21 protein-coding genes, 4 tRNA genes and 1 pseudogene are annotated in these 22,740 nt (G+C 62.9%); 10 read left to right on the forward strand and 16 right to left on the reverse strand.

Annotated features, from left to right (window positions below; translation table 11 throughout):
- Positions 1 to 107: 107 nt before the first annotated feature.
- From ABD059_RS00385 to ABD059_RS00410, 6 genes are all read right to left on the reverse strand, one after another.
- On the reverse strand, positions 108 to 737 hold the full coding sequence (locus tag ABD059_RS00385; protein WP_343877032.1) for a mycothiol-dependent nitroreductase Rv2466c family protein: 630 nt from the start codon (positions 735 to 737) through the stop codon (positions 108 to 110).
- A 59-nt stretch (positions 738 to 796) separates the two neighbouring features.
- Complete coding sequence (clpX, locus tag ABD059_RS00390; RefSeq protein ID WP_343877033.1) at positions 797 to 2,089, reverse strand: ATP-dependent Clp protease ATP-binding subunit ClpX; 1,293 nt, start codon at positions 2,087 to 2,089, stop codon at positions 797 to 799.
- Positions 2,090 to 2,252: 163 nt separating this feature from the next.
- The gene (locus tag ABD059_RS00395; protein WP_343877034.1) at positions 2,253 to 2,927 is read right to left on the reverse strand and encodes an ATP-dependent Clp protease proteolytic subunit; all 675 of its coding nucleotides are present in this window, start codon (positions 2,925 to 2,927) and stop codon (positions 2,253 to 2,255) included.
- Positions 2,928 to 2,978: 51 nt separating this feature from the next.
- A complete protein-coding gene (locus ABD059_RS00400) occupies positions 2,979 to 3,575 on the reverse strand; it encodes an ATP-dependent Clp protease proteolytic subunit (RefSeq protein ID WP_024475965.1) in 597 nt (198 codons plus the stop codon).
- A 234-nt stretch (positions 3,576 to 3,809) separates the two neighbouring features.
- On the reverse strand, positions 3,810 to 5,360 hold the full coding sequence (gene tig, locus ABD059_RS00405; RefSeq protein ID WP_343877036.1) for a trigger factor: 1,551 nt from the start codon (positions 5,358 to 5,360) through the stop codon (positions 3,810 to 3,812).
- 87 nt (positions 5,361 to 5,447) lie between these two features.
- Positions 5,448 to 5,521: transfer RNA gene (locus tag ABD059_RS00410), tRNA-Pro, on the reverse strand.
- A gap of 132 nt (positions 5,522 to 5,653) precedes the next feature.
- Here ABD059_RS00410 and ABD059_RS00415 point away from each other — a divergent pair.
- Positions 5,654 to 5,727, forward strand: a tRNA-Gly gene (locus ABD059_RS00415).
- 87 nt (positions 5,728 to 5,814) lie between these two features.
- Here ABD059_RS00415 and ABD059_RS00420 read toward each other — a convergent pair.
- Together ABD059_RS00420 and ABD059_RS00425 are read right to left on the reverse strand one after the other, a co-directional pair.
- A complete protein-coding gene (locus tag ABD059_RS00420) occupies positions 5,815 to 6,738 on the reverse strand; it encodes an Fpg/Nei family DNA glycosylase (RefSeq protein ID WP_343877038.1) in 924 nt (307 codons plus the stop codon).
- Between the two features lie 4 nt (positions 6,739 to 6,742).
- A complete protein-coding gene (locus tag ABD059_RS00425; RefSeq protein ID WP_343877039.1) occupies positions 6,743 to 7,216 on the reverse strand; it encodes a ribose-5-phosphate isomerase in 474 nt (157 codons plus the stop codon).
- 175 nt (positions 7,217 to 7,391) lie between these two features.
- On the opposite strand from ABD059_RS00425, the gene pepN reads away from it, so the two are divergent.
- Entirely contained in the window at positions 7,392 to 9,944 is a 2,553-nt protein-coding gene (gene pepN / locus ABD059_RS00430; RefSeq protein ID WP_343877040.1) for an aminopeptidase N, read from the forward strand.
- Between the two features lie 31 nt (positions 9,945 to 9,975).
- Positions 9,976 to 10,470 (forward strand): annotated as a pseudogene (locus tag ABD059_RS00435) (OsmC family protein).
- 19 nt (positions 10,471 to 10,489) lie between these two features.
- Here the strand turns inward: ABD059_RS00435 and ABD059_RS00440 are convergent.
- On the reverse strand, positions 10,490 to 11,473 hold the full coding sequence (locus ABD059_RS00440) for an NAD-dependent epimerase/dehydratase family protein (protein WP_343877041.1): 984 nt from the start codon (positions 11,471 to 11,473) through the stop codon (positions 10,490 to 10,492).
- A gap of 92 nt (positions 11,474 to 11,565) precedes the next feature.
- Between ABD059_RS00440 and ABD059_RS00445 the strand changes: the two genes are divergently transcribed.
- Positions 11,566 to 12,183, forward strand: a complete 618-nt coding sequence (locus ABD059_RS00445; protein ID WP_343877043.1) for a mechanosensitive ion channel family protein — start codon at positions 11,566 to 11,568, stop codon at positions 12,181 to 12,183.
- Positions 12,180 to 12,665: a globin gene (locus ABD059_RS00450; protein WP_343877044.1), complete on the forward strand. Its 486-nt coding sequence runs from the start codon at positions 12,180 to 12,182 to the stop codon at positions 12,663 to 12,665. The genes ABD059_RS00445 and ABD059_RS00450 overlap by 4 nt, the downstream gene beginning before the upstream one ends.
- Before the next feature lie 25 nt (positions 12,666 to 12,690).
- Here ABD059_RS00450 and ABD059_RS00455 read toward each other — a convergent pair whose 3' ends face one another.
- Positions 12,691 to 13,356 (reverse strand): DUF8185 domain-containing protein, encoded by a 666-nt coding sequence (locus ABD059_RS00455; RefSeq protein WP_343877045.1) that lies wholly within the window; start codon positions 13,354 to 13,356, stop codon positions 12,691 to 12,693.
- A gap of 3 nt (positions 13,357 to 13,359) precedes the next feature.
- Positions 13,360 to 13,842 (reverse strand): acyl-CoA thioesterase, encoded by a 483-nt coding sequence (locus tag ABD059_RS00460; RefSeq protein WP_343877047.1) that lies wholly within the window; start codon positions 13,840 to 13,842, stop codon positions 13,360 to 13,362.
- A gap of 150 nt (positions 13,843 to 13,992) precedes the next feature.
- Here ABD059_RS00460 and ABD059_RS00465 point away from each other — a divergent pair, with 150 nt between their 5' ends.
- Positions 13,993 to 14,874 (forward strand): acyl-CoA thioesterase, encoded by an 882-nt coding sequence (locus ABD059_RS00465; RefSeq protein WP_019482873.1) that lies wholly within the window; start codon positions 13,993 to 13,995, stop codon positions 14,872 to 14,874.
- A gap of 131 nt (positions 14,875 to 15,005) precedes the next feature.
- On the opposite strand, the gene ettA is transcribed toward ABD059_RS00465, so the two are convergent.
- The 5 genes from ettA to mptB all read right to left on the reverse strand — a co-directional run bounded on the left by ettA (position 15,006) and on the right by mptB (position 19,857).
- Positions 15,006 to 16,688, reverse strand: coding sequence for an energy-dependent translational throttle protein EttA (ettA, locus tag ABD059_RS00470; RefSeq protein WP_343877048.1), 1,683 nt, complete (start codon positions 16,686 to 16,688; stop codon positions 15,006 to 15,008).
- A 102-nt stretch (positions 16,689 to 16,790) separates the two neighbouring features.
- Positions 16,791 to 17,381 (reverse strand): single-stranded DNA-binding protein, encoded by a 591-nt coding sequence (locus ABD059_RS00475; RefSeq protein ID WP_343877049.1) that lies wholly within the window; start codon positions 17,379 to 17,381, stop codon positions 16,791 to 16,793.
- Between the two features lie 347 nt (positions 17,382 to 17,728).
- A tRNA-Arg gene (locus ABD059_RS00480) sits at positions 17,729 to 17,804 on the reverse strand.
- 57 nt (positions 17,805 to 17,861) lie between these two features.
- Complete coding sequence (locus ABD059_RS00485; RefSeq protein ID WP_343877051.1) at positions 17,862 to 18,272, reverse strand: DUF3224 domain-containing protein; 411 nt, start codon at positions 18,270 to 18,272, stop codon at positions 17,862 to 17,864.
- Positions 18,273 to 18,327: 55 nt separating this feature from the next.
- Complete coding sequence (mptB, locus tag ABD059_RS00490; protein ID WP_343877053.1) at positions 18,328 to 19,857, reverse strand: polyprenol phosphomannose-dependent alpha 1,6 mannosyltransferase MptB; 1,530 nt, start codon at positions 19,855 to 19,857, stop codon at positions 18,328 to 18,330.
- A gap of 219 nt (positions 19,858 to 20,076) precedes the next feature.
- Between mptB and ABD059_RS00495 the strand changes: the two genes are divergently transcribed.
- From ABD059_RS00495 to ABD059_RS00510, 4 genes are all read left to right on the forward strand, one after another.
- Complete coding sequence (locus ABD059_RS00495; protein ID WP_343877055.1) at positions 20,077 to 20,592, forward strand: hypothetical protein; 516 nt, start codon at positions 20,077 to 20,079, stop codon at positions 20,590 to 20,592.
- A gap of 20 nt (positions 20,593 to 20,612) precedes the next feature.
- Positions 20,613 to 21,215, forward strand: coding sequence for an oligoribonuclease (orn, locus tag ABD059_RS00500; protein ID WP_343877057.1), 603 nt, complete (start codon positions 20,613 to 20,615; stop codon positions 21,213 to 21,215).
- A gap of 140 nt (positions 21,216 to 21,355) precedes the next feature.
- Positions 21,356 to 21,431, forward strand: a tRNA-His gene (locus ABD059_RS00505).
- A 115-nt stretch (positions 21,432 to 21,546) separates the two neighbouring features.
- Positions 21,547 to 22,701, forward strand: coding sequence for an acyl-CoA dehydrogenase family protein (locus tag ABD059_RS00510; RefSeq protein WP_343877059.1), 1,155 nt, complete (start codon positions 21,547 to 21,549; stop codon positions 22,699 to 22,701).
- The last annotated feature ends 39 nt before the right edge of the window (positions 22,702 to 22,740 follow it).

A 22,740-nucleotide genomic window follows, 5' to 3' on the forward strand; every position in this document is an offset into this window, starting at 1 on the left:
AACCTCACCAATTACATCGCCCGCAGCCTGCTCGAATCAGGCGGCTTCAGACCCCACCTACACCCTCAACTATGAAGAGCCGGTTAAGTACTCTGCAGCTGTAACCGTTAGTCGAAGACTGGGCTCTCGGTGCGTGAGCGCTTCAGTTCAAAGAACTCCGGGAAGGCGGCGAGGGTGACTGCACCATCAAAGATGCGTCCGGCGTCTTCGCCACGGGGGATCCGGGTCAGCACCGGGCCGAAGAACGCGGTGCCATTGAACGCGACGACGGGGGTCCCGACTTCATCGCCCACCCGGTCGATTCCGTCCTGGTGTGAGGCGCGGAGCTGGGGGTCGTATTCCTCGCTGGTGGCGTAGTCCGCGAGTTCGGCGGGCAGTCCGACTTCCTCGAGTGATTCACGGATCACTGCAGGGAAATCCTGGTTCTGTCCCTGGTGAATCCGGGTGCCCATCGCATCGTAGAGCTTCTTGATGTTGTCGTTGCCATGGAGTTCGGCCGCGGCAATAATCACGCGGACCGGCCCATATGCCTGCTTCATGAAATCCTGGTACTCCTGGGGAAGATCACGGCCGTCGTTGAGCACCGCAAGGCTCATGACATGCCAGTCGACCTTGATGCTGCGGACCTTCTCCACTTCCTCCATCCACCGGGAAGTGATCCAGGCGAAGGGGCAGGCGGGATCGAACCAGAAATCGGCTTTTTGGACATTGTCGGTGGGAACAATCGTTTCAGTCATATTCCCTACAACCCGGGTTCCAACCGACGTATTCCGGCAGAATGCCGAAATTTCCTGAGTTAGGCCGACTTGTTCCGGCGCTTCGCAACGACGTCATGCGAGATCAGCGTGGGCTCGGCTTTCTTGCCGACCACATCCTCGGTGATGACGACGGTGGCAATGTCGTCCCGGCTGGGGAGATCGAACATCACGGGCTGCAGGACTTCCTCCATGATGGCGCGCAGCCCGCGGGCACCGGTTCCCCGCTCGAGCGCCTGATCGGCGATGGCTTCAAGAGCCTTCGGCTCGAAGGTGAGCTCGACGCCGTCGAGCAGGAACATTTTCTGGAACTGCTTGATCAGGGCGTTCTTCGGCTCGGTGAGGATCTGCATGAGTGACTTCTGGTCCAGGCTGGTCACCGTGGTGATGACCGGCAGGCGGCCGATGAACTCGGGGATCAGTCCGAACTTGAGCAGGTCCTCGGGCATGACATCGCCGTAGCTGGCTTCCTCACTCTTCAGGGAGGACAACGGCGCGCCGAAGCCAATCCCCTTGCGTCCTGCCCGGGAGCCGATGATCTCTTCCAGGCCCGCGAAGGCCCCCGCAACGATGAACAGCACATTGGTGGTGTCGATCTGAATGAATTCCTGGTGCGGGTGCTTGCGGCCGCCCTGAGGAGGGACGGAGGCCACGGTCCCCTCAAGAATCTTCAGCAAGGCCTGCTGCACGCCTTCACCGGACACGTCGCGGGTGATGGACGGGTTCTCGGACTTGCGGGAAATCTTGTCGATCTCGTCGATGTAGATGATGCCCTGTTCGGCCTTCTTGACGTCATAGTCGGCAGCCTGGATGAGCTTCAAAAGGATGTTCTCAACATCCTCACCCACATAACCAGCCTCGGTGAGTGCCGTGGCGTCCGCAACGGCGAAGGGTACGTTCAGTCGGCGCGCGAGGGTCTGCGCGAGATAGGTCTTGCCGCAGCCGGTAGGGCCAATGAGGAGGATATTCGACTTGGCAATCTCCACCTCCTCGGCAGGCACCGCGTCGGAGAGGTTTCCCGTACTCCGCGGGGCGTGCCCGGACTGGATCCGCTTGTAGTGGTTATAGACGGCCACGGCGAGAGACCGCTTGGCGGGTTCCTGGCCGATCACGTATTCCTGCAGAAAATCAAAGATCTCGCGGGGCTTGGGAAGCTCGAAGGTACCAAGGTCAGCTACCTCGGACAGCTCTTCCTCGATGATCTCGTTGCAGAGATCGATGCATTCATCGCAGATGTAGACGCCCGGCCCGGCAATCAGCTTTCGGACCTGCTTCTGGCTTTTCCCACAGAAAGAGCACTTAAGCAGGTCTGTGCTCTCACCAATGCGAGCCATGTGTCAGTCCCCTTACGTGGATCTGTTGAAATCGACACCCAGGATCCGAACTGATGGAAGCGGGCTACCTTCCACTCTAGGACAATTGGCGCGGCTATTCTGCACCAAAAGGCCCGTGGTGCGATTGTTTCGCACCACGGGCCTTCGTCCGGAGAAAAGTGCCTTACGGCTTGTTGATCTTCGGTGGGCTGATCTTCCGTGACGTCAGAACTTCGTCCACCAGGCCGTACGCCTTGGCGTCGGCGGCGGTGAGGATCTTGTCGCGTTCAATGTCGATGTTGACCTGCTCGGAGCTCTTTCCGCTGTGCAGTGCCAGCGTATCCTCGAGCCAGGTGCGCATCCGCATAACTTCGTTGGCCTGAATCTCCAGGTCCGACGCCTGGCCACCCTGGCCACCACCAAGGGCGGGCTGGTGGATCAGGACACGGGCGTTGGGAAGTGCAAGCCGCTTGCCCGGCGCGCCAGCCGCGAGCAGCACGGCTGCTGCGCTGGCAGCCTGGCCCAGGCAGACGGTCTGGATCTCGGGGCGGATGAACTGCATGGTGTCGTAGATTGCAGTCATCGCGGTGAACGATCCACCCGGCGAGTTGATGTAGAGCGTGATGTCACGCTCTGGATCGGTCGACTCAAGCACCAGCAGCTGGGCCATCACGTCGTCGGCGGATGCATCGTCAACCTGCACCCCGAGGAAGATGATGCGGTCCTCGAAGAGCTTGGTGTAAGGGTCCTGGCGCTTGAACCCGTACGGGGTGCGCTCTTCGAACTGGGGAAGAACGTAGCGGTTGGACGGCATTTGCGGTGCGGCGCCGCCTGCTGCGGCTCCAAAATTGTGGTTCATGGTCTCTCCTGGGTGATCTCTGCTGTGGTGGGTGGGGCGCAGGCGCAGCGACTAGTCGCGCTGCGTTCCGCCGCCGCCGGATACCGTGTTGGCGTGCGCAGCGATCTTGTCGAAGAAGCCGTATTCCAGGCCCTCCTGCGCAGTGAACCACTTGTCGCGGTCGTTGTCCTTGAGAATCTTCTCGACCGTCTGCCCGGTTTGCTCTGCCGTGAGTTCAGCCATCACGCGCTTCATGTGCAGGATCAGCTCTGCCTGGATCCTGATGTCCGAAGCGGTACCGCCAATGCCGCCGGAGGGCTGGTGCATCAGCACGCGGGCGTGAGGGGTTGCATAGCGCTTCCCCTTGGTGCCCGAGGAGAGGAGGAACTGTCCCATCGACGCGGCAAGCCCGGTGGCCACGGTGACGACGTCGTTCGGGATGAACTGCATGGTGTCGTAAATGGCCATGCCCGCCGTCACCGACCCGCCAGGCGAGTTGATGTACAGGAAGATGTCCTTGTCCGGGTCTTCAGCTGACAGGAGCAGTAGCTGGGAGCAGATGGCGTTGGCGTTGTCATCCCTGACCTCTGAGCCGAGCCAGATAATGCGCTCTTTCAGGAGCCGGTTATAGATGTAGTCATCCCGGCCAGCGGGGTCTACGGTCGCCATGGTCGGTGTGGTGGGTTCGATTGCCATTGGAAGTTAGCCTCTCACTCTGGTTGGTCTACCGGGTGCCGGTAGCCGACCGTTTGTCTCTCATTGGACAGTAACTTGTTTGGGGGTCCGTTTGATCCCGCTGCGGAGGCTGTTCGCTGACGGCGCACCAGAGCGGGGGCTGCGGTTCTTCACGACTGAGGGCCGCCCTCCCGGTGGGAAGACGGCCCTCAGTCGTGAAGGGTGGAGCTATGCCTTGCTGGGCTCTTCGTCAGCGGCAGGCTCAGCCTTGGCTGGTTTTTTCGGAGCCGCCTTCTTGGCGGCAGGCTTCTTCTCAGCCGCTGGCTTCTTTTCCGCAGCTGGCTTCTTCTCAGCCGCAGGCTTCTTTTCCGCAGCTGGCTTCTTCTCAGCAGCTGGCTTCTTGGCCGCAGGGGCCTTCTTGGCTGCTGGAGCCTTCTTGGCCGGCTTCTTCTCAGCGGGGGCCTCTGATGCGTCGTCGTCCTCGTCACCGGGGCGGACAAAGTCGCTCAGATCGACAACGGCTCCGGAGCTATCCGTGACGACTGCAAGTTCAAGGACTTTCGCCAGTGCCTTGCGACGGCGGACCTCTCCGACGATCATCGGAACCTGGCCGCTCTGGTCCAGCATCTGGGCGAACTGGTTCGGCTCCATGCCGTACTGGCCAGCGGTCGAGACGATGTAATCGATCAGCTCTGGCTGGCTGACACCGATTTCTTCCTTCTCGGCGATCGCGTCGAGGATCATTTCGTTGCGGAACGCCTGTTCGGTGTTCTCACGGATCTCGGTGCGGTGCTCTTCGGTGTCGTGGCCCTCAGCGTTGGCGTGAGCGCTTTCACCGGTGAAGTGCTGTTCCAGCTGGTCATCGATGAAGGCTGCCGGGACGGGAACCTCGATCAGCTCGATGAGCTTTTCCAGGACCAGGTCGCGAGCTTCAACGCCCTGCTCCGTGACCTTTTCTTCGGCTGCGCGCTTGGTGAGATCGGCGCGCAGTTCAGCGATGGTGTCGAATTCGCTGGCAAGCTGGGCAAAGTCGTCGTTGGCTTCCGGGAGTTCGCGCTCCTTGACGGCGCTGACCTCGACCTTGACCTGCGCCTTGTTGCCGGCGTTCTCGCCGTTGGCCAGCGTGGTCTCGAAGATGGCGTCCTCGTCGGCGCTGAGCCCTGTCACCGCTTCGTCCATGCCCTCAAGCATGGTGCCGGAGCCGATCTGGTAGGAGACGTCCTGTGCGGCGTCGACCTGCTCGCCGTCGACCGTTGCGACCAGGTTGACGGTGAGGAAGTCACCGTCGGCGGCGGGACGATCAACCGCAGTCAGGGTGCCGAACCGGCCGCGCAGCTCGTCAAGTGCCTTGTCGACGTCGGCGTCGGATGCCTCTGCTGCTTCCACTGTCACTTCGAGACCCGAGTACTCGGGAAGGGTGATCTCCGGGCGGACGTCCAGCTCGACGGTGAACAGGAGCTGTCCATCCTTGCCAGCGGGGTCAGGCACTTCGGTGATCTCCACCTCAGGGCGGGTCAGGGGACGGATCCCTGTTTCCTGAACGGCACTCTGGTAGAAGTCATTCAAACCATCGTTGATGGCGGTTTCGATGACGTAGCCGCGACCTACACGCTGGTCGATCAGCTGGTTGGGGACGCGTCCTTTACGGAAGCCCGGAACCTGGACCTGCGCGGAGATGGTCTTGTAAGCCGCATCGATGTTTGGCTTGAGCTCCTCATAAGGAACTTCAACATTGAGCTTCACTCGCGTGGGAGTGAGGTTTTCGACAGCGCTCTTCACGGCGTAGTACTCCTGAATGATTGAAGATGAATGACCACACGGCGTCCGTGGAATTACCGGAACGGCATCCGCGGCGATAATGCAGAGTCGGGGTGACAGGAGTTGAACCTGCGACTTCCTGCTCCCAAAGCAGGCGCTCTACCAAGCTGAGCTACACCCCGTAAGTGCAGCCATTAGTCTACGTAACTTTTGCCCCAGTTGCACATTTGGCTAAACGGCCCTGCCTGTGGTGTAGTTATAGGCGTTCCGACGGCCTGAGCAGCTAAAGTAGTTGGTAGTACGCTCGGGTTTTCGGGGATGTAGCTTAGTGGTAAAGCCTCAGTCTTCCAAACTGATGATGCGGGTTCGATTCCCGTCATCCCCTCCACAGTGCGGGAGTATTCCCCCACAGGTCCCGATAAAAAAGCACCCCGCCAATCTGGCCAGGGTGCTTTTTTGTTGGGTGATCGGGCTGCTAGGGTGCCTGACACTCGGGACACCAGAACAATTTCCGTGCGGCCATCTCGGCAACGGCCACCGGTGTGCCGCAAAGGCGGCAGGGCAGACCGGCCCGCCCATAGACGTAGTGCGCGTCCTCGCGCTTGACCCTGGACGACGAGGAGGAACGGTCGGCTGGCGTCGTCGTAACAATCCGGCCAGCACGGACTCCGTCCCCCATGATCACGGCGATGTCCTCCCACAGGACCGTGGCTTCCTCGACGCTGACCGATTTACCGGGGCGCCAGGGGTCAAGCTTTCGCCTGAACAGTGCCTCAGCCCGATAAATGTTCCCTACGCCCGCGATCACCGCCTGATTCATCAGAAGCAGGCCCACCGGGCTGGCGCTCTTGCGCAGACCGGAAGCAAACCGGGCCACGTCGTCGGGAGCGTCCCGAGCGGCACGGCCGAGCGGATCGGGGCCCAGTCGGGCGACGACGGCGTCACGCTCCGGTTCGGTAATCACCTCGCAGGCTGTCGGGCCGCGCAAATCGGCCCAGCCATAGTCGCTGACCAGGCGCAGACGGACGGCACCCACGGGAGCCGGGGGCCCGTCGTAGCTCGCGTCGGGGGTGCCGGCAAGCTCCCGCTCCCCCACCTTGCGCGGTGCACCGATGCTGGACGCGCCCATGAACGATTTGTCGCCGCCAAAGCTCCAGGCACCGTAAAGCCCCAGATGTACGCGGAGGAAGAGTGCGGGGGTGGGGCTTTCGTCGAGTCCGTCGGCGAACTCGACGAAAAGTTGCTTTCCATGCGCGGTGGCTCCCACCAGCACACGTCCGTCCAGGCCGGCCGCTCCGGCAGCAAACCGACCCTGTGGGCTGGATGCCGCCACCTGCTGCCCACCGAACACTGAGGACAGCTGGGACGCCAGCCGGTGAATTGAATGGCCTTCGGGCATGGGGCTACAGGTTGACGCTGCCGGTGGTCTCGTAGGCAGCGATCTGCCCGATCCGCCGTACGTGGCGCTCCGCGTCGCTGAACGGCTCAGTAAGAAAGGCCTCAATAATGAGTGTTGCTTCCTCGACCGAGTGCTGCCGTCCGCCCACTGCCACCACGTTGGCGTCATTGTGCTGGCGCGCCAGCTTTGCGGTGTCCAGGCTCCAAGCCAGCGCAGCACGGACTCCCCGCACCTTGTTGGCCGCCATTTGTTCGCCGTTGCCGGATCCACCGAGCACAATCCCCAGCGCCTCGCGCCCCGCCTGCTGATCAATGACGACGGCCTGCGCTGCGTTGATGCAGAACCCGGGATAGTCATCCTCGGCGTCGTAGGCCTGTGGTCCGTGGTCGATGACCTCGTACCCGGCTCCGCGCAGGTGCTCGATCAGGTGGGCACTGAGCTCCATGCCGGCGTGGTCAGTGGCGATATGAACGCGCATGAAAGATCCGTTCGATGAGATGGGTGTGTGCTGTCAAGGGTACTTGCTGGCCGGGTGTGCAGGTTGGTCGACGCTAATGAAACAATGGCTATGCTGCGTAAGCTGCATCACACACGATGCCCGCCACCCGCAGGGCTTCCCATCATCTTTTCCGAAAGGCTCCACTGTGCCAGGCATGAATCTGACGCGCGAAGAGGCACGAGCTCGCGCTGACATTTTGACGGTCACCTCCTACGACATCAACCTTGATCTGACCCGTGGCGACACGGTCTTCGGGTCGAGGACCGTCGTGAAGTTCGAGGCCACCCAGGGTGCTTCAACGTTCATTGACGCCGTCACCAAGGACGTGTCACGGGTGACCCTGAACGGCGTCGAACTCGACCCGTCCGAGGTCTCTGATGGAATCCGCATCCAGCTGCCCCAGCTTGCGGCAACCAATGAACTGGTCATTGACGCTGACATGTTCTACATGAACACCGGCGAGGGTCTACACCGCTTCGTTGACCCGGTCGACAACGAGGTGTACCTCTACACCCAGTTCGAGGTGCCAGACTCCCGGCGGGTGTTCCCCGTCTTCGAGCAACCCGATCTGAAGGCAACCTTCCGCTTCACTGTCACGGCGCCGTCGCACTGGGATGTCATCTCCAACTCTCCCACCCCCGAACCCGTCGCCGCCGGATCGGCCGACGACGACGTCGCGACGTCCACCTGGTCTTTCGAGCCCACCGGTGTGCTGTCCTCCTACGTCACCGCACTGATCGCTGGCCCGTACCAGTCGGTGCGCAGCGAGCTCACCAGTTCGGACGGCCGCGTCATTCCCCTGGGCGTCTTTGCCCGGAAGTCTCTGATGCAGCACCTGGACGCGGAGAACGTGTTTGACCTGACCCGGCAAGGGTTCACCTTCTTCGAGGAGCAGTTCGGCACACCCTACCCCTTCCCCAAATACGATCAGCTTTTCGTCCCCGAGTTCAATGCGGGTGCCATGGAGAACGCCGGAGCGGTCACGTTTGTGGAGAGCTACGTCTTCAGGTCCCGGGTCACCGACGCCACGGTTGAGCGCCGGGCCATCACCATCCTGCACGAGCTCGCCCATATGTGGTTTGGGGACCTGGTCACCATGCGCTGGTGGAATGACCTCTGGTTGAACGAGTCCTTCGCCGAGTTCATGTCCACGCTCGCCGCCGCAGAGGCGACCGAGTTTAAACAGTCATGGACCACGTTCGCCTCGCTGGAGAAGGCCTGGGCCTACCGCCAGGACCAACTCCCGTCCACCCACCCGATCGTCGCCGAGATCAACGACCTCGAAGATGTCCAGGTGAACTTCGACGGCATCACCTACGCGAAGGGCGCCTCGGTGCTCAAGCAGCTGGTGGCCTGGGTGGGCCAGGACAAGTTCATGGAAGGCGTCAGGGAGTACTTCGGCAAGCACTCCTGGAAGAACACCGAACTGGTGGACCTTTTGTCAGAGTTGGAGAAGGCGAGCGGCCGTGACCTCACGGAATGGTCGGCCCTGTGGCTGGAAACGGCTGGAGTCAACACCCTGCGGCCGGAACTCGAGGTCGACGACGACGGCGTGATCACCAGCTTTGCGGTCCTCCAGTCAGCGGTTGCCGACTATCCCACGATCCGCCCGCATCGACTGGCGGTTGGCTGCTATTCCCTGGATGATGCGGGAAAACTGCAGCGCATCGACCGGGTGGAACTCGACGTCGACGGCGAACGCACCGACGTGCCTGAACTGGTGGGCCGGGCCCGCCCCGATCTGGTGCTGCTCAACGACGACGATCTGGCGTACGCGAAGATCCGACTGGACGAGGTGTCGCTACGCACTGCAACGCGACATCTCAAGGACTTCAACGACTCGCTCCCCCGCACCCTGGTCTGGGCGTCGGCCTGGGACGCAGCACGCGACGGTGAGACGCCGGCCCGTAACTACGTGGAGCTGATCCTGCAGAACATCGGCGCTGAATCCGATTCGTCGGTGGTGCTGGTCCTGCTCCGTCAGCTCGCCACGACGCTCGCGTTCTATGTGAATCCCGACGACCGGACAGCGATGACGATCGCGGCCGCCGACAGCCTCTGGGAACTCGCCCAGCGGGCCGACGCCGGGTCGGACTCACAGTTGCAGTTCATCAAGGCGTTCGCCGGACACGCGCAGACCGCTTCCCATCTGGACACCATTGAAGCGATCTTCACCGGCTCCGAGACACCCGAGGGGTTGGAAATTGACGCCGACCTCCGCTGGGAACTGGTGACCTCACTCGTGGCCGGGGGCAGGTTCGCGCAGCCTGACATCGACGCCGAACTCGAGCGTGATGCCACTGCGACCGGTCAGCTGGCAGCCGCCCAGGCGAAGGCTGCCATCCCCACGCCGGAGGCGAAGGCCGAGGCGTGGCACAGCATCGTTGAACGGTCGGACATGCCCAACGCGGCCCAGCGGTCAGCGATTGCCGGGTTCATGCGCGTTCACGACCCAGCCGTCCTTGCACCCTTCGTGGACCAGTACTTTGCCGCTGCCCCTGATGTGTGGGGCAGCCGGACTCACGAGATCGCTCAGCAAATCATCGTGGGCCTGTACCCATCCCGGCTAACCACCCAGGAGACGCTGGATAAATCGGGGGCCTTCCTGGCCGCGCTCGACGCCGAAAGCACCTCGCTGCGGCGCCTGATCCTGGAGAGCCAGGACGGGATTGTGCGGGCTCTGAAAGCGCAGGCCGTCGACCGGTAAATCAGGCGGTTTGGGGTGTAGTTTATATCCCATGAACCTCTCCGAGCACCATTATCGGGTCAACACCAAATGGACGGGTAACCGCGGCGAAGGAACTCTTTCCTACCGCGGTTACGGCCGGGAACATGAGGTTTCGGCCAAGGGTCCGCCGCTGCTCCTGGGCACGGCGGACCCCACGTTTCATGGGGACAAGGACCGGTGGAACCCGTAGCAGCTGCTGCTGGCCGCGCTCTCCCAGTGCCACATGCTCGCGTACCTGCACATGGCGGTGAAACACGGTGTGGTGGTGACGGCGTACGAGGACACAGCTGTCGGAACCATGCGCCTGAACCCTGACGGCAGCGGGGAATTCCTCAGCGTCACCCTCAAACCCCGGGTGACCATCACCGACCATCTGCTGAAATACACGGCGCAGTCCATCCACCGCGAGGCCGCCGCGTCTTGTTTCATTGCGCGGTCGGTCAACTTTCCGGTCAACCACGAGCCAGTGGTGATGATTGCCGAGGACACCCCACAGCACGCCTAGGGTGATGCAGGTTTGGACGCTACCTGTCCGGGAGCTGCGCGAGCAGCTGTTCCTCAGTGCCTGCGGACAGCCCCGACTTTCGCTCCCGGTCGAGCCCCCGCCGTCGTTCATCCTCCAACACCCGTTTGATCGTCTCCTGAACCGGTCGCTGGGTCAGCCCCTCGGCCCGAGCAGCCCCCGCCGATCTGGAGGCGAACCCGTCATAGCCCTCCGGCAACCAGTGCGGCAGCGAATCAGGGCCGGCCCAGTAGGCGACGCCGTGGTCGGCCAGCCAGTCCGGCTCCACCCACCGCAGCAGGCCCCCGAAGCCGACCTGGGACGCCGTCTGGTCGATGAGATCCCCGAACCCGGTCGACGGGCCAACCGTGTTGAACACACCGGTCAGACCCCGGGCGGCCGCAGTGAGGAGCCAGCCGGCGAGGTCGTCCACGTCGATGGTCTGGGTCGGACGATCGCGGATGGCCGGCACGATAACCGTTCCACTGCGGGCCAGCCGGCCCGGCCAGTAGCCGAACCGGTCACTGGGGTCGCCCGGGCCGCAGATCAGTCCGGGACGGGCAATCAGCACACCGTTATTGCGATAGGAGCGACATAGCTCCTCACAGGCCACCTTCGCCTCGCCATACGACTCGCCGGGTGCGGGGGTGTCGCCGTCGTACGCCGGAAGGAGGGTAGCGCTCTCGTCCGCGCCAGGCACCGAATTGTCCGCGTACACGGAACAGCTTGAGACATAGATCCAGAGTCCCGCTCTGGCACCCAGAAACCTCAGTGCGTCCTCAACCTGATGGGGCTGCCACGATACTTCGACCACCACGTCCCAGTCCCGGTCCACTCCGACGTACGGTGTGGACCCGTCACGGTCTTCCTGGACGAAGGCGGCACCCGGTGGTGGCACGGACACCGCGCCGCGGGCCAGGCAGGTGACCTCATGGCCCAGCTCCAGGGCCAGTTCAGCAATTCGCCGGGAGAGAAATACGGTTCCGCCAAGGATCAGGATGCGCATCCGCCCAGCCTACGGCGCTAGCCTAGGAGCAGACACCCTTTCCGCCGCGCGGAGAGCCCACCTGAGCCAGTGAAGGAATCGGTCACTCCCCCATGCAGTCCCCCACCGAGATCGGTCTAGGAGACCAGCTACTGAACGCCGCCATCATCATCGTGGCAGGGCTGGTGTTGTGGCTGGTGGTCCGGTTTGTCATTAATCGGATGGTGCGCCGGGTGCGCAGCGGTTCCGACCTGTTCAAGAAACCCCACTTCAAGTGGGCGCAGCCGGTCCTTCGCACGCTTGACCACAAGCGGCGGGTCCAACGCACTGAAACCATCGGCGCGTTGCTGCGCAGCGTCTCGGGCCTGACCATTGCCATCATCGCCATCATGATGGCGTTGCAGGCGCTTGGCGTGGATATCGGTCCGATTCTCGCCAGCGTGGGCATTGTGGGTATTGCGATCGGCTTCGGCGCCCGCGAAATCATCAGGGACGCGTTCCTGGGATTCTTCATCACTCTCGAGGACCAGTACGGAATCGGCGACACCATCGAGGTCGGGGACACCGTGGGTGTGGTGCAGTCGGTCGGGCTGCGGATCACCCGGCTGATCGACGAGAACGGTGCCATCTGGTACATCCGGAACGGGGACATCATGAAAGTGGGCAACCGTTCACAGGGTGACTATGTAGCCCCGGTAGCCGCCGACGACCCGACAGGAGAGAAATCATGACCACCCCTGGAAGCCCCGAGGGCATTCCCATCCCATCAAGGTTCGGTGAGCCGCTGGCCAAGCTGACCCCGGTGGGGCCGCGCTTCGACCAGCCCGCCTACACCGACAACTTCTACGAGGCGGTAGGCGGCCACCCGACCTTCGTCAAGCTGGTCGACGTCTTCTACGACGGCATCGCCGAAGACGAGCTGCTGCGGCCGATGTACCCGGAGGAAGATTTGGGGCCGGCGAAGGAGCGCCTGCTGATGTTCCTGGAGCAGTATTGGGGCGGCCCGAAGACCTACGGCGAGCAGCGCGGCCACCCCCGACTGCGGATGCGGCACATGCCGTTCACCGTGTCGCCGCAGGCACGCGATCACTGGCTGACGCACATGCGCGCAGCACTCGACTCGCTTGACCTGGCACCCCTGCACGAAGCGACCCTGTGGGATTACCTGGAGCGGGCCGCCCATTCAATGGTCAACTCAGCGGACGACCGCTAGGACCCTGCCCTTTCGAACCGATTGGTTAGAGGAGCGTCGGGATCCGAGACAGCACATGACCCCGTGAGGTGCTGATCCTGGTCCATCGGCCGTTGGTGAAGATCGCTGGGCGTTCGCTCTTCGCGAGGAATCCCAGGGCGAAGGCGCCAAAGGCTGCCCCCGCTGGCACCTCGACCGGCAAACCCTCGATGCTGCGGCCCCAGATGGCTCCCCTGGCGCTGTTCACGATCAGGGCACCCGGGTTGTTGGGCACGGTTTCCGCAACTTCCCGAATCCCGTTTCGGGCTGCGGTTTCGACCACACTGGCGTCCAGGTCGCCGTGTGAGACCCATCCGGCCCGCGGCGGAAGGACTCCCGCCCAGCTTTCGGTGACGGTGGTCGGCGGAACCTGCAGAACGACGTCGTCGTCGGCCATCCGGGCAAGCCGGTCCGACACCGAGGCCAGCGCCACCGTCGCATCCACCTGGGCGGGGGCGTTCAGCGGCATGGTCCGCAGTCCCAGGACCGTGGGCGTGGCTTCGCCCAGAATCCGTGGACGGAGGATGCAGATGTAGGCGGCGAGGACGCTGCCTGCAGCCTGCAGCCTGACGGCACCGTCCTCGGCGGCCCGGGCGCGCGCGATGAAGGTGCGCAGATCGGCGACATTCCACTGATCAGCGAAGACCAACTCTGATGACGAGTGTGGTTCCACCGGTTAGCCGTTCGATCGGCGTCGGAATGCCACCGGGTCGCCGAGCGAGTGCTCGAGCGCGGCGCGCTGGGCTTCGTTGAGCTTCGCCGGCCGGCCGGTGGTCCGATTGACCAGGATCATGGTGGAGGCCGCGAGAGCGTAACTCAACGATCCGTCTGGCTCGGCAATCTGGTAGCCGAGGTCGAAACTGGAGCCGCCGACTCCTGTCACCCAGATGCTGATCTCCAGGGGGCTGGGACGGTAGTTGAGGGGCGCCGAGTACTCGATCTCGTGCCGTGCGACCAGGGTGAAATGGTCGGGACCGATCAGATCCAGCAGCGTATCCCGCTGCCCGCCGCGCTCCGGTGCCGAGTCTGACAGCGGCAGGTGAATGAATTGGACGCGCGCGTCTTCGAGGTACTGCAGGAACCGCACGTTATTGACGTGTCCATAGGAGTCCTCGTCGCCGAAGCGTAGCTGAATAGGGAAGCGTTGGATCCGGGGCATGCTCCCATCCTCTCAAACGGAACCCCGGCCCAGCTAAACGCTTCTCCGCCGGTGTTGAGGGGCGGACGCGTGTGCAACTAAGGTCAGAGGTACTTTCGACGTGGTTCCCGCGACGGATCTGCCCCACCGCACTACAAGGAGAACTGACCTATGGCTGTCGAGTCCACTGTCGATCCAACCCAAACGCTGGTCGACCTGCTTGATCTGAGCAGCGCGGATGGGGCGCAGACTGACGAGGAAATCTTCGTGGGTACCTCGGTGCAACAGGCAGGGCGACGGATTTTCGGCGGTCAGGTGTTGGCGCAGGCATTGATCGCGGCGATTCGCACCGTCGAGCCGACCCGGGAAGTCCACTCCATGCATGCCTATTTTCTGAGGGCGGGAGATGCGCTTGAACCGATCACCTTCGGGGTGCAGCGGCTCCGTGATGGCCGGTCCTTCTCGGCCCGGCGGGCGCATGCATACCAGAATGGTGTCCCCATCCTGTCGATGATCGCCTCCTTCCAGCAGCCCGACGACGGCCTCTCCCACCAGGAGCGGATGCCTGAGGGAGTACCCGATCCGGAGTCGCTCCCCAGCACCGCTGACCTGCTCGGCGACATGGACCACCCGTTGGCGCGCGCATGGTCGTTTGACCGGCCGTTCGATATTCGGCACGTGGATGGTGCGCTCTATGTGCAGCATGACAGCGACCGGGTGGCACGCAACGCGGTCTGGATGAAAACCTTCGCCCCGATGCCGGCAGATCAGGGGCTGCACCGGGCGGCCCTGGCCTACGCCAGTGACTACACGCTGCTCGAATCAATCCTCCGCCAGCACGGCCTGAGCTGGATCACCCCCGGCATGAGTGTCGCCAGCCTGGATCACGCCATGTGGTGGCACCGTCCGGTCAAGGTGGATGAGTGGTTGCTTTATGTCCAGCAGTCCCCCAGCGCTTCGGGGGCACGCGGTCTCTCGACTGGTCAGATCTTCAACCGTGCCGGCGAGCTGGTGGCAACCGTTGCCCAGGAGGGCATGGTCCGCGTGCCCTGATGCCCCACCTGGATCGAGTCAACACAAATAGCCGGAAAATCGCCCCAAAAGAGTAATTGGTGTTGACCCGACACAAGGGAGCGCCCCGACCGCTGACGGTCGGGGCGCTCCCTTTTCCGGCGGACCCGCTGTTAGTCGCGGGTCAGTCGGCGGTGCGTGACGCGGTGAGGCTTTGCGGCGTCGGCGCCGAGGCGCTCCACCTTGTTCTCCTCATAGGATTCGAAGTTGCCCTCGAACCAGTACCACTTGTCCGGGTTCTCCTCTGTGCCCTCGTAGGCGAGGATGTGGGTCACCACCCGGTCGAGGAACCACCGGTCGTGCGATACCACCACGGCGCAGCCGGGGAACTCGAGGAGCGCGTTTTCCAGGCTGGACAGCGTTTCGACGTCGAGGTCGTTGGTCGGTTCGTCAAGGAGGAGCAGGTTTCCACCCTGTTTGAGCGTCAACGCCAGGTTCAGCCGGTTACGCTCACCACCGGAGAGCACACCGGCGCGCTTCTGCTGATCGGGGCCCTTGAAGCCGAAGGCCGATACGTAGGCCCGTGACGGCATTTCGACCTGTCCCACCTGGATGAAGTCGTGTCCGTTGGAGACCACTTCCCAGAGGGTCTTCTCGGGGTCGATGCCGCCACGCGACTGGTCAACGTAGGAGATCTTCACTGAATCACCGATGGTCAGCTGGCCGCCGTCGATCGGTTCAAGGCCCACGATGGTCTTGAACAGTGTGGTCTTACCGACGCCGTTGGGCCCGATCACGCCGACGATGCCGTTGCGGGGCAGCGAGAAGGACAGCCCGTCGATCAGGACGCGATCGTCGTAGCCCTTGCGCAGGTCGGTCGCTTCAATGACCTGGTTGCCCAGGCGTGGGCCCGGCGGGATCTGAATGTCTTCGAAGTCGAGCTTCTTGGTGCGCTCCGCTTCTGAGGCCATTTCCTCGTACCGGGCAAGCCTGGCCTTGGACTTGGTCTGGCGGCCTTTGGCGTTGGAGCGAACCCATTCGAGTTCCTCGGTGAGGCGCTTGGACTGCTTGGCGTCCTTCTTGCCCTGCACTTCGAGGCGGGCACGCTTCTTCTCCAGGTAGGTGGAGTAGTTACCCTCGTAGGGGTACAGGTGGCCGCGGTCGACCTCGGCGATCCACTGGGCAACGTGGTCGAGGAAGTACCGGTCGTGGGTCACGGCCAGGACTGCGCCGGCGTAGCTCTTGAGGTGCTGCTCCAGCCACAGCACACTCTCAGCGTCAAGGTGGTTCGTGGGCTCATCAAGGAGCAGCAGATCCGGCTTCTGCAAAAGCAGCTTGCACAACGCGACCCGGCGTCGTTCACCACCGGAAAGAATTGTGACATCCGTTTCCGGTGGCGGGCAGCGCAGCGCGTCCATGGCTTGTTCCAGCTGGGAATCGAGGTCCCAGGCGTCGGCCGCGTCGATGGCTTCCTGCAGCTTGCCCATCTCTTCAAGCAAGGTGTCGAAATCGGCGTCCGGGTTGGCCATCTCTTCGGAGATCTCGTTGAATCGCTGGATCTTGCCGTAAATCTCGCCGACGCCCTCCTGGACGTTGCCCAGAACGGTCTTTTCCTCGTTCAGGGGTGGCTCCTGCAGCAGGATGCCCACTGAGTAGCCGGCACTGAGCTTTGCTTCGCCGTTCGAAGGGGTGTCCAGGCCTGCCATGATCTTCAGGATGGTGGACTTGCCCGAGCCGTTGGGGCCCACGACGCCAATCTTCGCGCCGGGGTAGAAGGACATGCTGACGTCGTCGAGGATTACTTTGTCGCCGACAGCCTTGCGTGCCTTGGTCATTGTGTAGATAAATTCCGCCATGCTCCAAGGCTAGTCGGTGCAACCAACTATCTCCCATTTGTGTGCGGTAGGTCCCGTTGCCTGACAGGAGCGACCCCCTTCAGAAGCGTGCGTCACTGAGTTCTAGAAGGGTGCATCACTGAGTTCCCGTCCTGCTTCCGGCGAACTGTCGCCACTGCCAGACGGGTCACCGGCGTCCTCAGCGTCAGCGGCGGGCCCCTCAGAGGGCGCGGGGTAGCCGCCCGATTTGTCCATGATTTCCCCGGTGGCCTGGTCGACCCGTGGATCATCCACGTCGGAGTCCTGAACATCCGACGGATCACCCGCCGTCGACGTTTCCCCTCCGGTGCGGTCCGAGCTGGTGCGGTGGAAGTGGGCGGTCCCCCACATCAGGTCGTGCCCGACCGTTTCGGCGTCGATATCCACCGAGGTACCGGTCCTCCCGTCCTCCCGGATCCACGGACGGACCCGAAGCCGCCCGCTCACCACCACCTTGTCGCCCTTCCTGATACTCACTCCGGCGTTGGTGGCCAACTGTCGGAACATCGACACGGCATACCAGTTGGTTTGGCCATCAGCCCAGGAGCTGGTGTTCCGATCGAATCGGCGCTCCGTCGAGCACATCCGGAAACTGGCGTAGGCCAGGCCACTGACTGCGACACCGGACTTGACGTCGGTGGCCACATAGCCTCGGACTGTGATGTTGTCGCTCATCGAACTCCCCTTCAGCAAAGATGTGAGCTGGCGGGTCTGCCAGCACACACTATTTCACCGGCAGCGGGGTGCCTGCGGGGGCTGTGACGGCCCTATGTGGACAGACTCAGAGGAGACTCGGAAGTGGAGGGAAAGTCAACACCTCGCCGAACCGGCCGTCGTCCGCCGCGTCGTCGGCCGCGTCGTCGCGGACGACGCTGGCCCGGGGCCGGGGGCTCATCCCCCGTCCGTCCTGGCCCGGGGCTGGCATCCCACCCGCCGGTCGTTCCGGTAATGCTGTCGTTCCGGTAATGCTGTCGTTCCGGTAATGCTGTCGTTCCGGTAATGCTGTCGTTCCGGTAATGCTGTGGTGCCCCCGGCGCGATTCGAACGCGCGACCAACGGATTAGAAGGCCGTTGCTCTATCCACTGAGCTACGGGGGCGACTTTTCAAGGTTACTACGCTGCCCGGCATCGTCGTGACGATGGGCACTCCGGTGGTTACGCCCCGAAGGTCACCTTCAGTTCGAGGTGGTGCTGGCCTGCGACGTCCTGCGAATAGACAGCCTTGCCGGAGATTCCAGTGAGGCCTTCAGTACCGGATCCCGGGATGATGTGGCCTGAGCTGGCCGCAGCGGTGCCCTCGGCGATCCCCCAGTGCTGGACGATCATGGTGCCCACCCGGCCGCCAATCGATCCGGTGAAGACCTCCGATGCGACGTACCCGGCGCCGAAGTCGTTCCCCGCCATCAGCAACTCGGCGAAGCTGGTGCCAGCAAGGTCACCGGTGAAGACTTTGGTGGCGCTGACCCGGGACAATTCACTCGACGATCCGGGAACTGAGTAGGGCTCAGGACTCCAGTCAGAGATCTCGAAATCGCCGCTGATGATGTGTTCTGTCGAGTCGGTCATTGATCCAGTATCGCCGGTTCAGCCCGAGAAAGCATGTTCGGGCGGACTCCAGTGATCAATGCAGCTCGCCTGCCGCCAGGGTTTCATAGCGTTTACGGAACAGGATCTTGGTCTTCGGATCGAGGAAAACCAGGTAGGACGCGAAGCCCAGGGCCACCACCGCGGCGACCTGCCGTGCCACCGTCAGGCTGAGCTCGAAATATGGGAAGATGTCCAGCTGATCCGAGATGGCATAGATCATAAAGAAGGACACCATGAAGTAGAGGGTCTTGACCTGCCAGTCGTTCCGGATACCAGTCACCGCGAACAAGGGGATCAGCCACACGACGTACCAGGACTGGATCATCGGCGCGAGGAACACGATCGCGGCGAAGGCGAGTGCCAGCCGGCGTACCAATCGGCTGTGTTCGCCGGTGAACATGAGCCACCCGATAATGGCGAGGGAGGTGATCCGCCCCAGCAGATAGACCACATCAGTGAAGGCTTGACCGTCAAAGCCCAGTGCGTCCGCGAGGATCATCACGACCATGCCCAGGAAACCGATGGGCGCATACCAGATCCAGACGCTGCCTGGGGTGCTCAGCGCGCCCACCCAGCCAAACCCGAACCCGTTGATCATTCCCATCACCCAGAGGATGCCGAAGGAGATGCCAGCGGTGAGACCCCAGTAGAGGAACTTCCGCGGCCAGCTGGCACCCTTACCAGCCCACATCAGCCCGATGAAAGGAAGGAAGATCAGCGTGATGGGCTTGATGGCAATAGACAGGGTGACGATCACGATGGCGCGCAGCGGTTTTTGGGTCGCCGCCAGGTAGAGCCCCCAAAGGGCAAGACCAATCATCAGCGCATCATTGTGGATGCTGGCAATGAAATTGATCAGAAACAGGGGGTTAGCTGCCGTCAGCCACAGCGCGCGGTTAGGGTTGACGCCGTGCAGTTCGGCGAGTTTGGGCACGTAGTACACGCACAGTGCCACTCCCACAATGGCGATGAGCCGGAACAGCAGTATCGAGAAGTCAGGCTGCCCGCCAGTGCTGCCAACCACCAGCGCTTCGATCCACAGGAATAGGGGCCCGTAGGGAGTGGGGCTTTGCGCCCACATATCGTCCGCGCCGATTTGCAGGTAGTTCGAGATCTGGGAGTAACCGTCGACATAGGGGTTCAGCCCTGACAGCACCACCTGGCCCTGCGCAATGTAGGCGAACACATCCCTGCTGAACAGCGGGAGGGCCAGGCACATGGGCGCACCCCAGGCAACCACGGCACGAAGGATCACCGGCCGGGATTCGGGCCCCCACCCGTGCAGACGTTGACCGAGCCGCAGCCAGGAGCGGACTAGGAGCATGCCACCCAGGGCGAGGATCAGGACGGACACCACAGCGCCGGCCGGTTCAAACCGCATCCACATAATGACGGGGATCCTGCGCAACTCAACTGACGCCAGCGACAGCCAGCCGACACCATAGGATCCGATCATCATCAGCAGTGATCCGACGAACCCCTGGACCACCGCGACATTCGGGCGGCCCGCCAAGGCTGAGTCCGTCCGGGGCTGCGAGGCGTCGGCTGGCACCTGGGCAGTCATCTGTGGTTATCCAATCTTCGGTCGAACACAAATCTCGAACGGCAATCCTGCTGAAATACTGTATCTAGACCGATGTGCCGTGGCCGGGCAGACTGGCTAGATTTTAGCATTGACGACTGGTCCGTAGCCGGTATCGCCGCACCCGGTGGCTGCGTCCGGATCCGGCACAACAGCCCTTAGACTGGGTTTGACCAGTATTCCTTGACGATTTGGTGGTTGATGGCTTTGGGGCGCCACAGTGCGGAACCTGTCAAACGGCAGAAACCCGCGAACGATCTTCTTGCGTGGGGTGTGTTCATCTCGGTGGCATGTCTCGGATCCATCTGGGTCCTGGACCTAGACCCCGGACCCGGACTTCTCCTGAGCGCGATGCCTGCGGCCGCCTTCGGTGTGGTCTGGATCCTCACCAACGGTGCCCTTACCCCACACCCCGCTGGAGCCCACTCGGCCCAGCGCCAGCTTGCGCCAACAGCGCCCTCCGCAGCGTTAGGCACCACAGCACCGGCCGCGACGCCGGAGCCCGCCCTTCCGGCCCGGGCGCGACCCGCGCACGAACGGCCTGCCTCTGACGCATCGATCCCCACCGCCGCGAGCCGATGGGTTCAGGAGTTCGGTCCGCCGGACACCGGTCCCCTGCCAGTGCAGACTTATCGGCGCAACCGCGGTTCGGGAGTGTTCGCCGGATCAGTCGAGCAACGCTCCGACGGCCGACAGTGGAGCCACTCCCGCGCCTGATCACGCGGTACATTTGGGGTGTGCCGATATCTAATGAACACATTGTCTGGATTGACTGCGAAATGACGGGGCTCGACCTTGTCTCGGACGCACTCATCGAAGTTGCAGTACTCGTGACTGATTCCGAGCTGAACATCCTGGGAGAGGGTGTCGACGTCGTCATCAAGCCCGACGACGTAGCGCTCGCGCAGATGGGTGATTTTGTGCGGGACATGCACACGACCTCGGGGCTGCTCACCGAACTCCCCGAGGGCATCAGCATGGCGGAAGCTGAGGCTGAGGTCCTGGCCTACATCACCAAATGGGTTCCCGAACCGCGCAAGGCCCAGTTGGGAGGGAACTCGGTGGGCACTGATCGGTCGTTCCTGGCTCGCGACATGCCGGCCGTGATTGAGCACCTCCACTACCGGATCATCGACGTATCAACCATCAAGGAGCTCGCTCGCCGGTGGTTCACCCGGGCGTATTTCCAGTCCCCTGCCAAGAGCGGGGGCCACCGGGCCCTGGGGGATATCCAGGACTCCATCCGTGAGCTGCGGTACTACCGGGAGTCGATTTTCGTGCCGAGCCCGGGCCCCGATTCTGCCTCCAGCAAGGCAATAGCGGGATCGATGGCCGACTAGTTTTCGAGCCCGGAACCGCTTCTGGACGTCCGGTTGCAGAGGGACCGCAAAAAGTGTGTAGACTTGTCTGCGCTGCCTTTTGTAGGTGACAAGCCAACGGGAAACAACCGCTGGGATGTCATGTTGGCCGAAGGCACATGGTGGGTATAGCTCAGTTGGCAGAGCGCCTGGTTGTGGTCCAGGAGGTCGCGGGTTCAAGCCCCGTTACTCACCCCAAGAAGGTCGATCGTTGACCTTGGAAGGCCGTCCTTGAAGATTTTCGGGGGCGGCCTTACCTGTAGGACCCAGGCCGGCGTCAGCTGGCGTTGAGCCACCGTGGAGGTTGGACCGCATGGAACGCAACGTGTTTGAGGAAGACCATCTGCTGTTCCGCGAGGTCGCAGCCGAATTCGTTTCCCGCGAAGTGGCGCCGCACTACGCCAGCTGGGATCAGGACCACCTCATGCCGCGCACGCTGTGGACTGCTGCCGGCGATCAGGGACTCCTGGGCCTGGCCGTGCCCGAGGAATTCGGCGGGGCGGGAATGCCCGACTATCGTTTCCGCGCTGTGCTGGACGAGGAATTCGCCACCACGAACCACCTCGCCGTCGCGCTCGCTTTCCACCTGCACGACGACCTGGTCCTTCCCCACCTGCTGGCCTACGGCTCCGAGGACCTCAAAGCCCGGTGGCTCCCTGGAATGGTGACCGGCGAACGAGTCACCAGCGTTGCGTGGACCGAGCCCGGCGCGGGTAGTGACCTGCGGGGCATCAGGACCAAGGCCGTGCGCGACGGCGATGACTGGCTGATCTCCGGACAGAAAACCTTCATCGGCAACGGCATCAGCGGTGACGCCTCCCTCGTGATGGCCCGCACCGATGGCAGCACCGGCCGGGGCTCTGCCGATTCGTTCTCCCTTTTCATGGTCGAAAAAGGCGAGGGCTACGCCACGGGCAAACAACTGGACAAGATGGGTCTCAAAGCCTCGGACACCGCGGAACTCTTTTTCGACGGGGTGCGGGTCAGCGGGGACAACCTGGTGGGAGAGCTGGGCCACGGGCTCCGGTACGCCACCGAACAGCTACCGCAGGGGCGCCTCGCAATTGCTGTGGCCGCGTCGGCCGTGTGCCGCGCTAGCTACGAAGCCGCCGTCATCTACACCAAGGAACGCAACGCGTTTGGTGAGCGGGTTATCGACTTCCAGAACACCCGTTTCCAGCTGGCCGATATCCTCACCGAGGTTGAAGTCACCGAAACGTACGTGGACCAGGCGATGCTCGCATTCAACGCAGGCACCCTCGACGCGGCCAGCGCCGCACGGGTGAAACTGTGGGCGAGCGAGCGGGCCAAATCCATCACTGACCGCTGCCTGCAGCTCCACGGCGGGTACGGGTACATCCTCGAGTATCCGGTGGCGCAGGCGTTTCTCGCCACCCGGCTGCTCACCATCTTCGGCGGCACCAGCGAGATCATGCGCGACGTCGTCGGCCGCCACATCGCCAGCTGATAGCCGGGCTCGTTAGCCCCTTCCGATTTTCTCCCCTTC

This window comes from Arthrobacter flavus, assembly GCF_039526005.1.
GTDB lineage: Bacteria > Actinomycetota > Actinomycetes > Actinomycetales > Micrococcaceae > Arthrobacter_D > Arthrobacter_D flavus.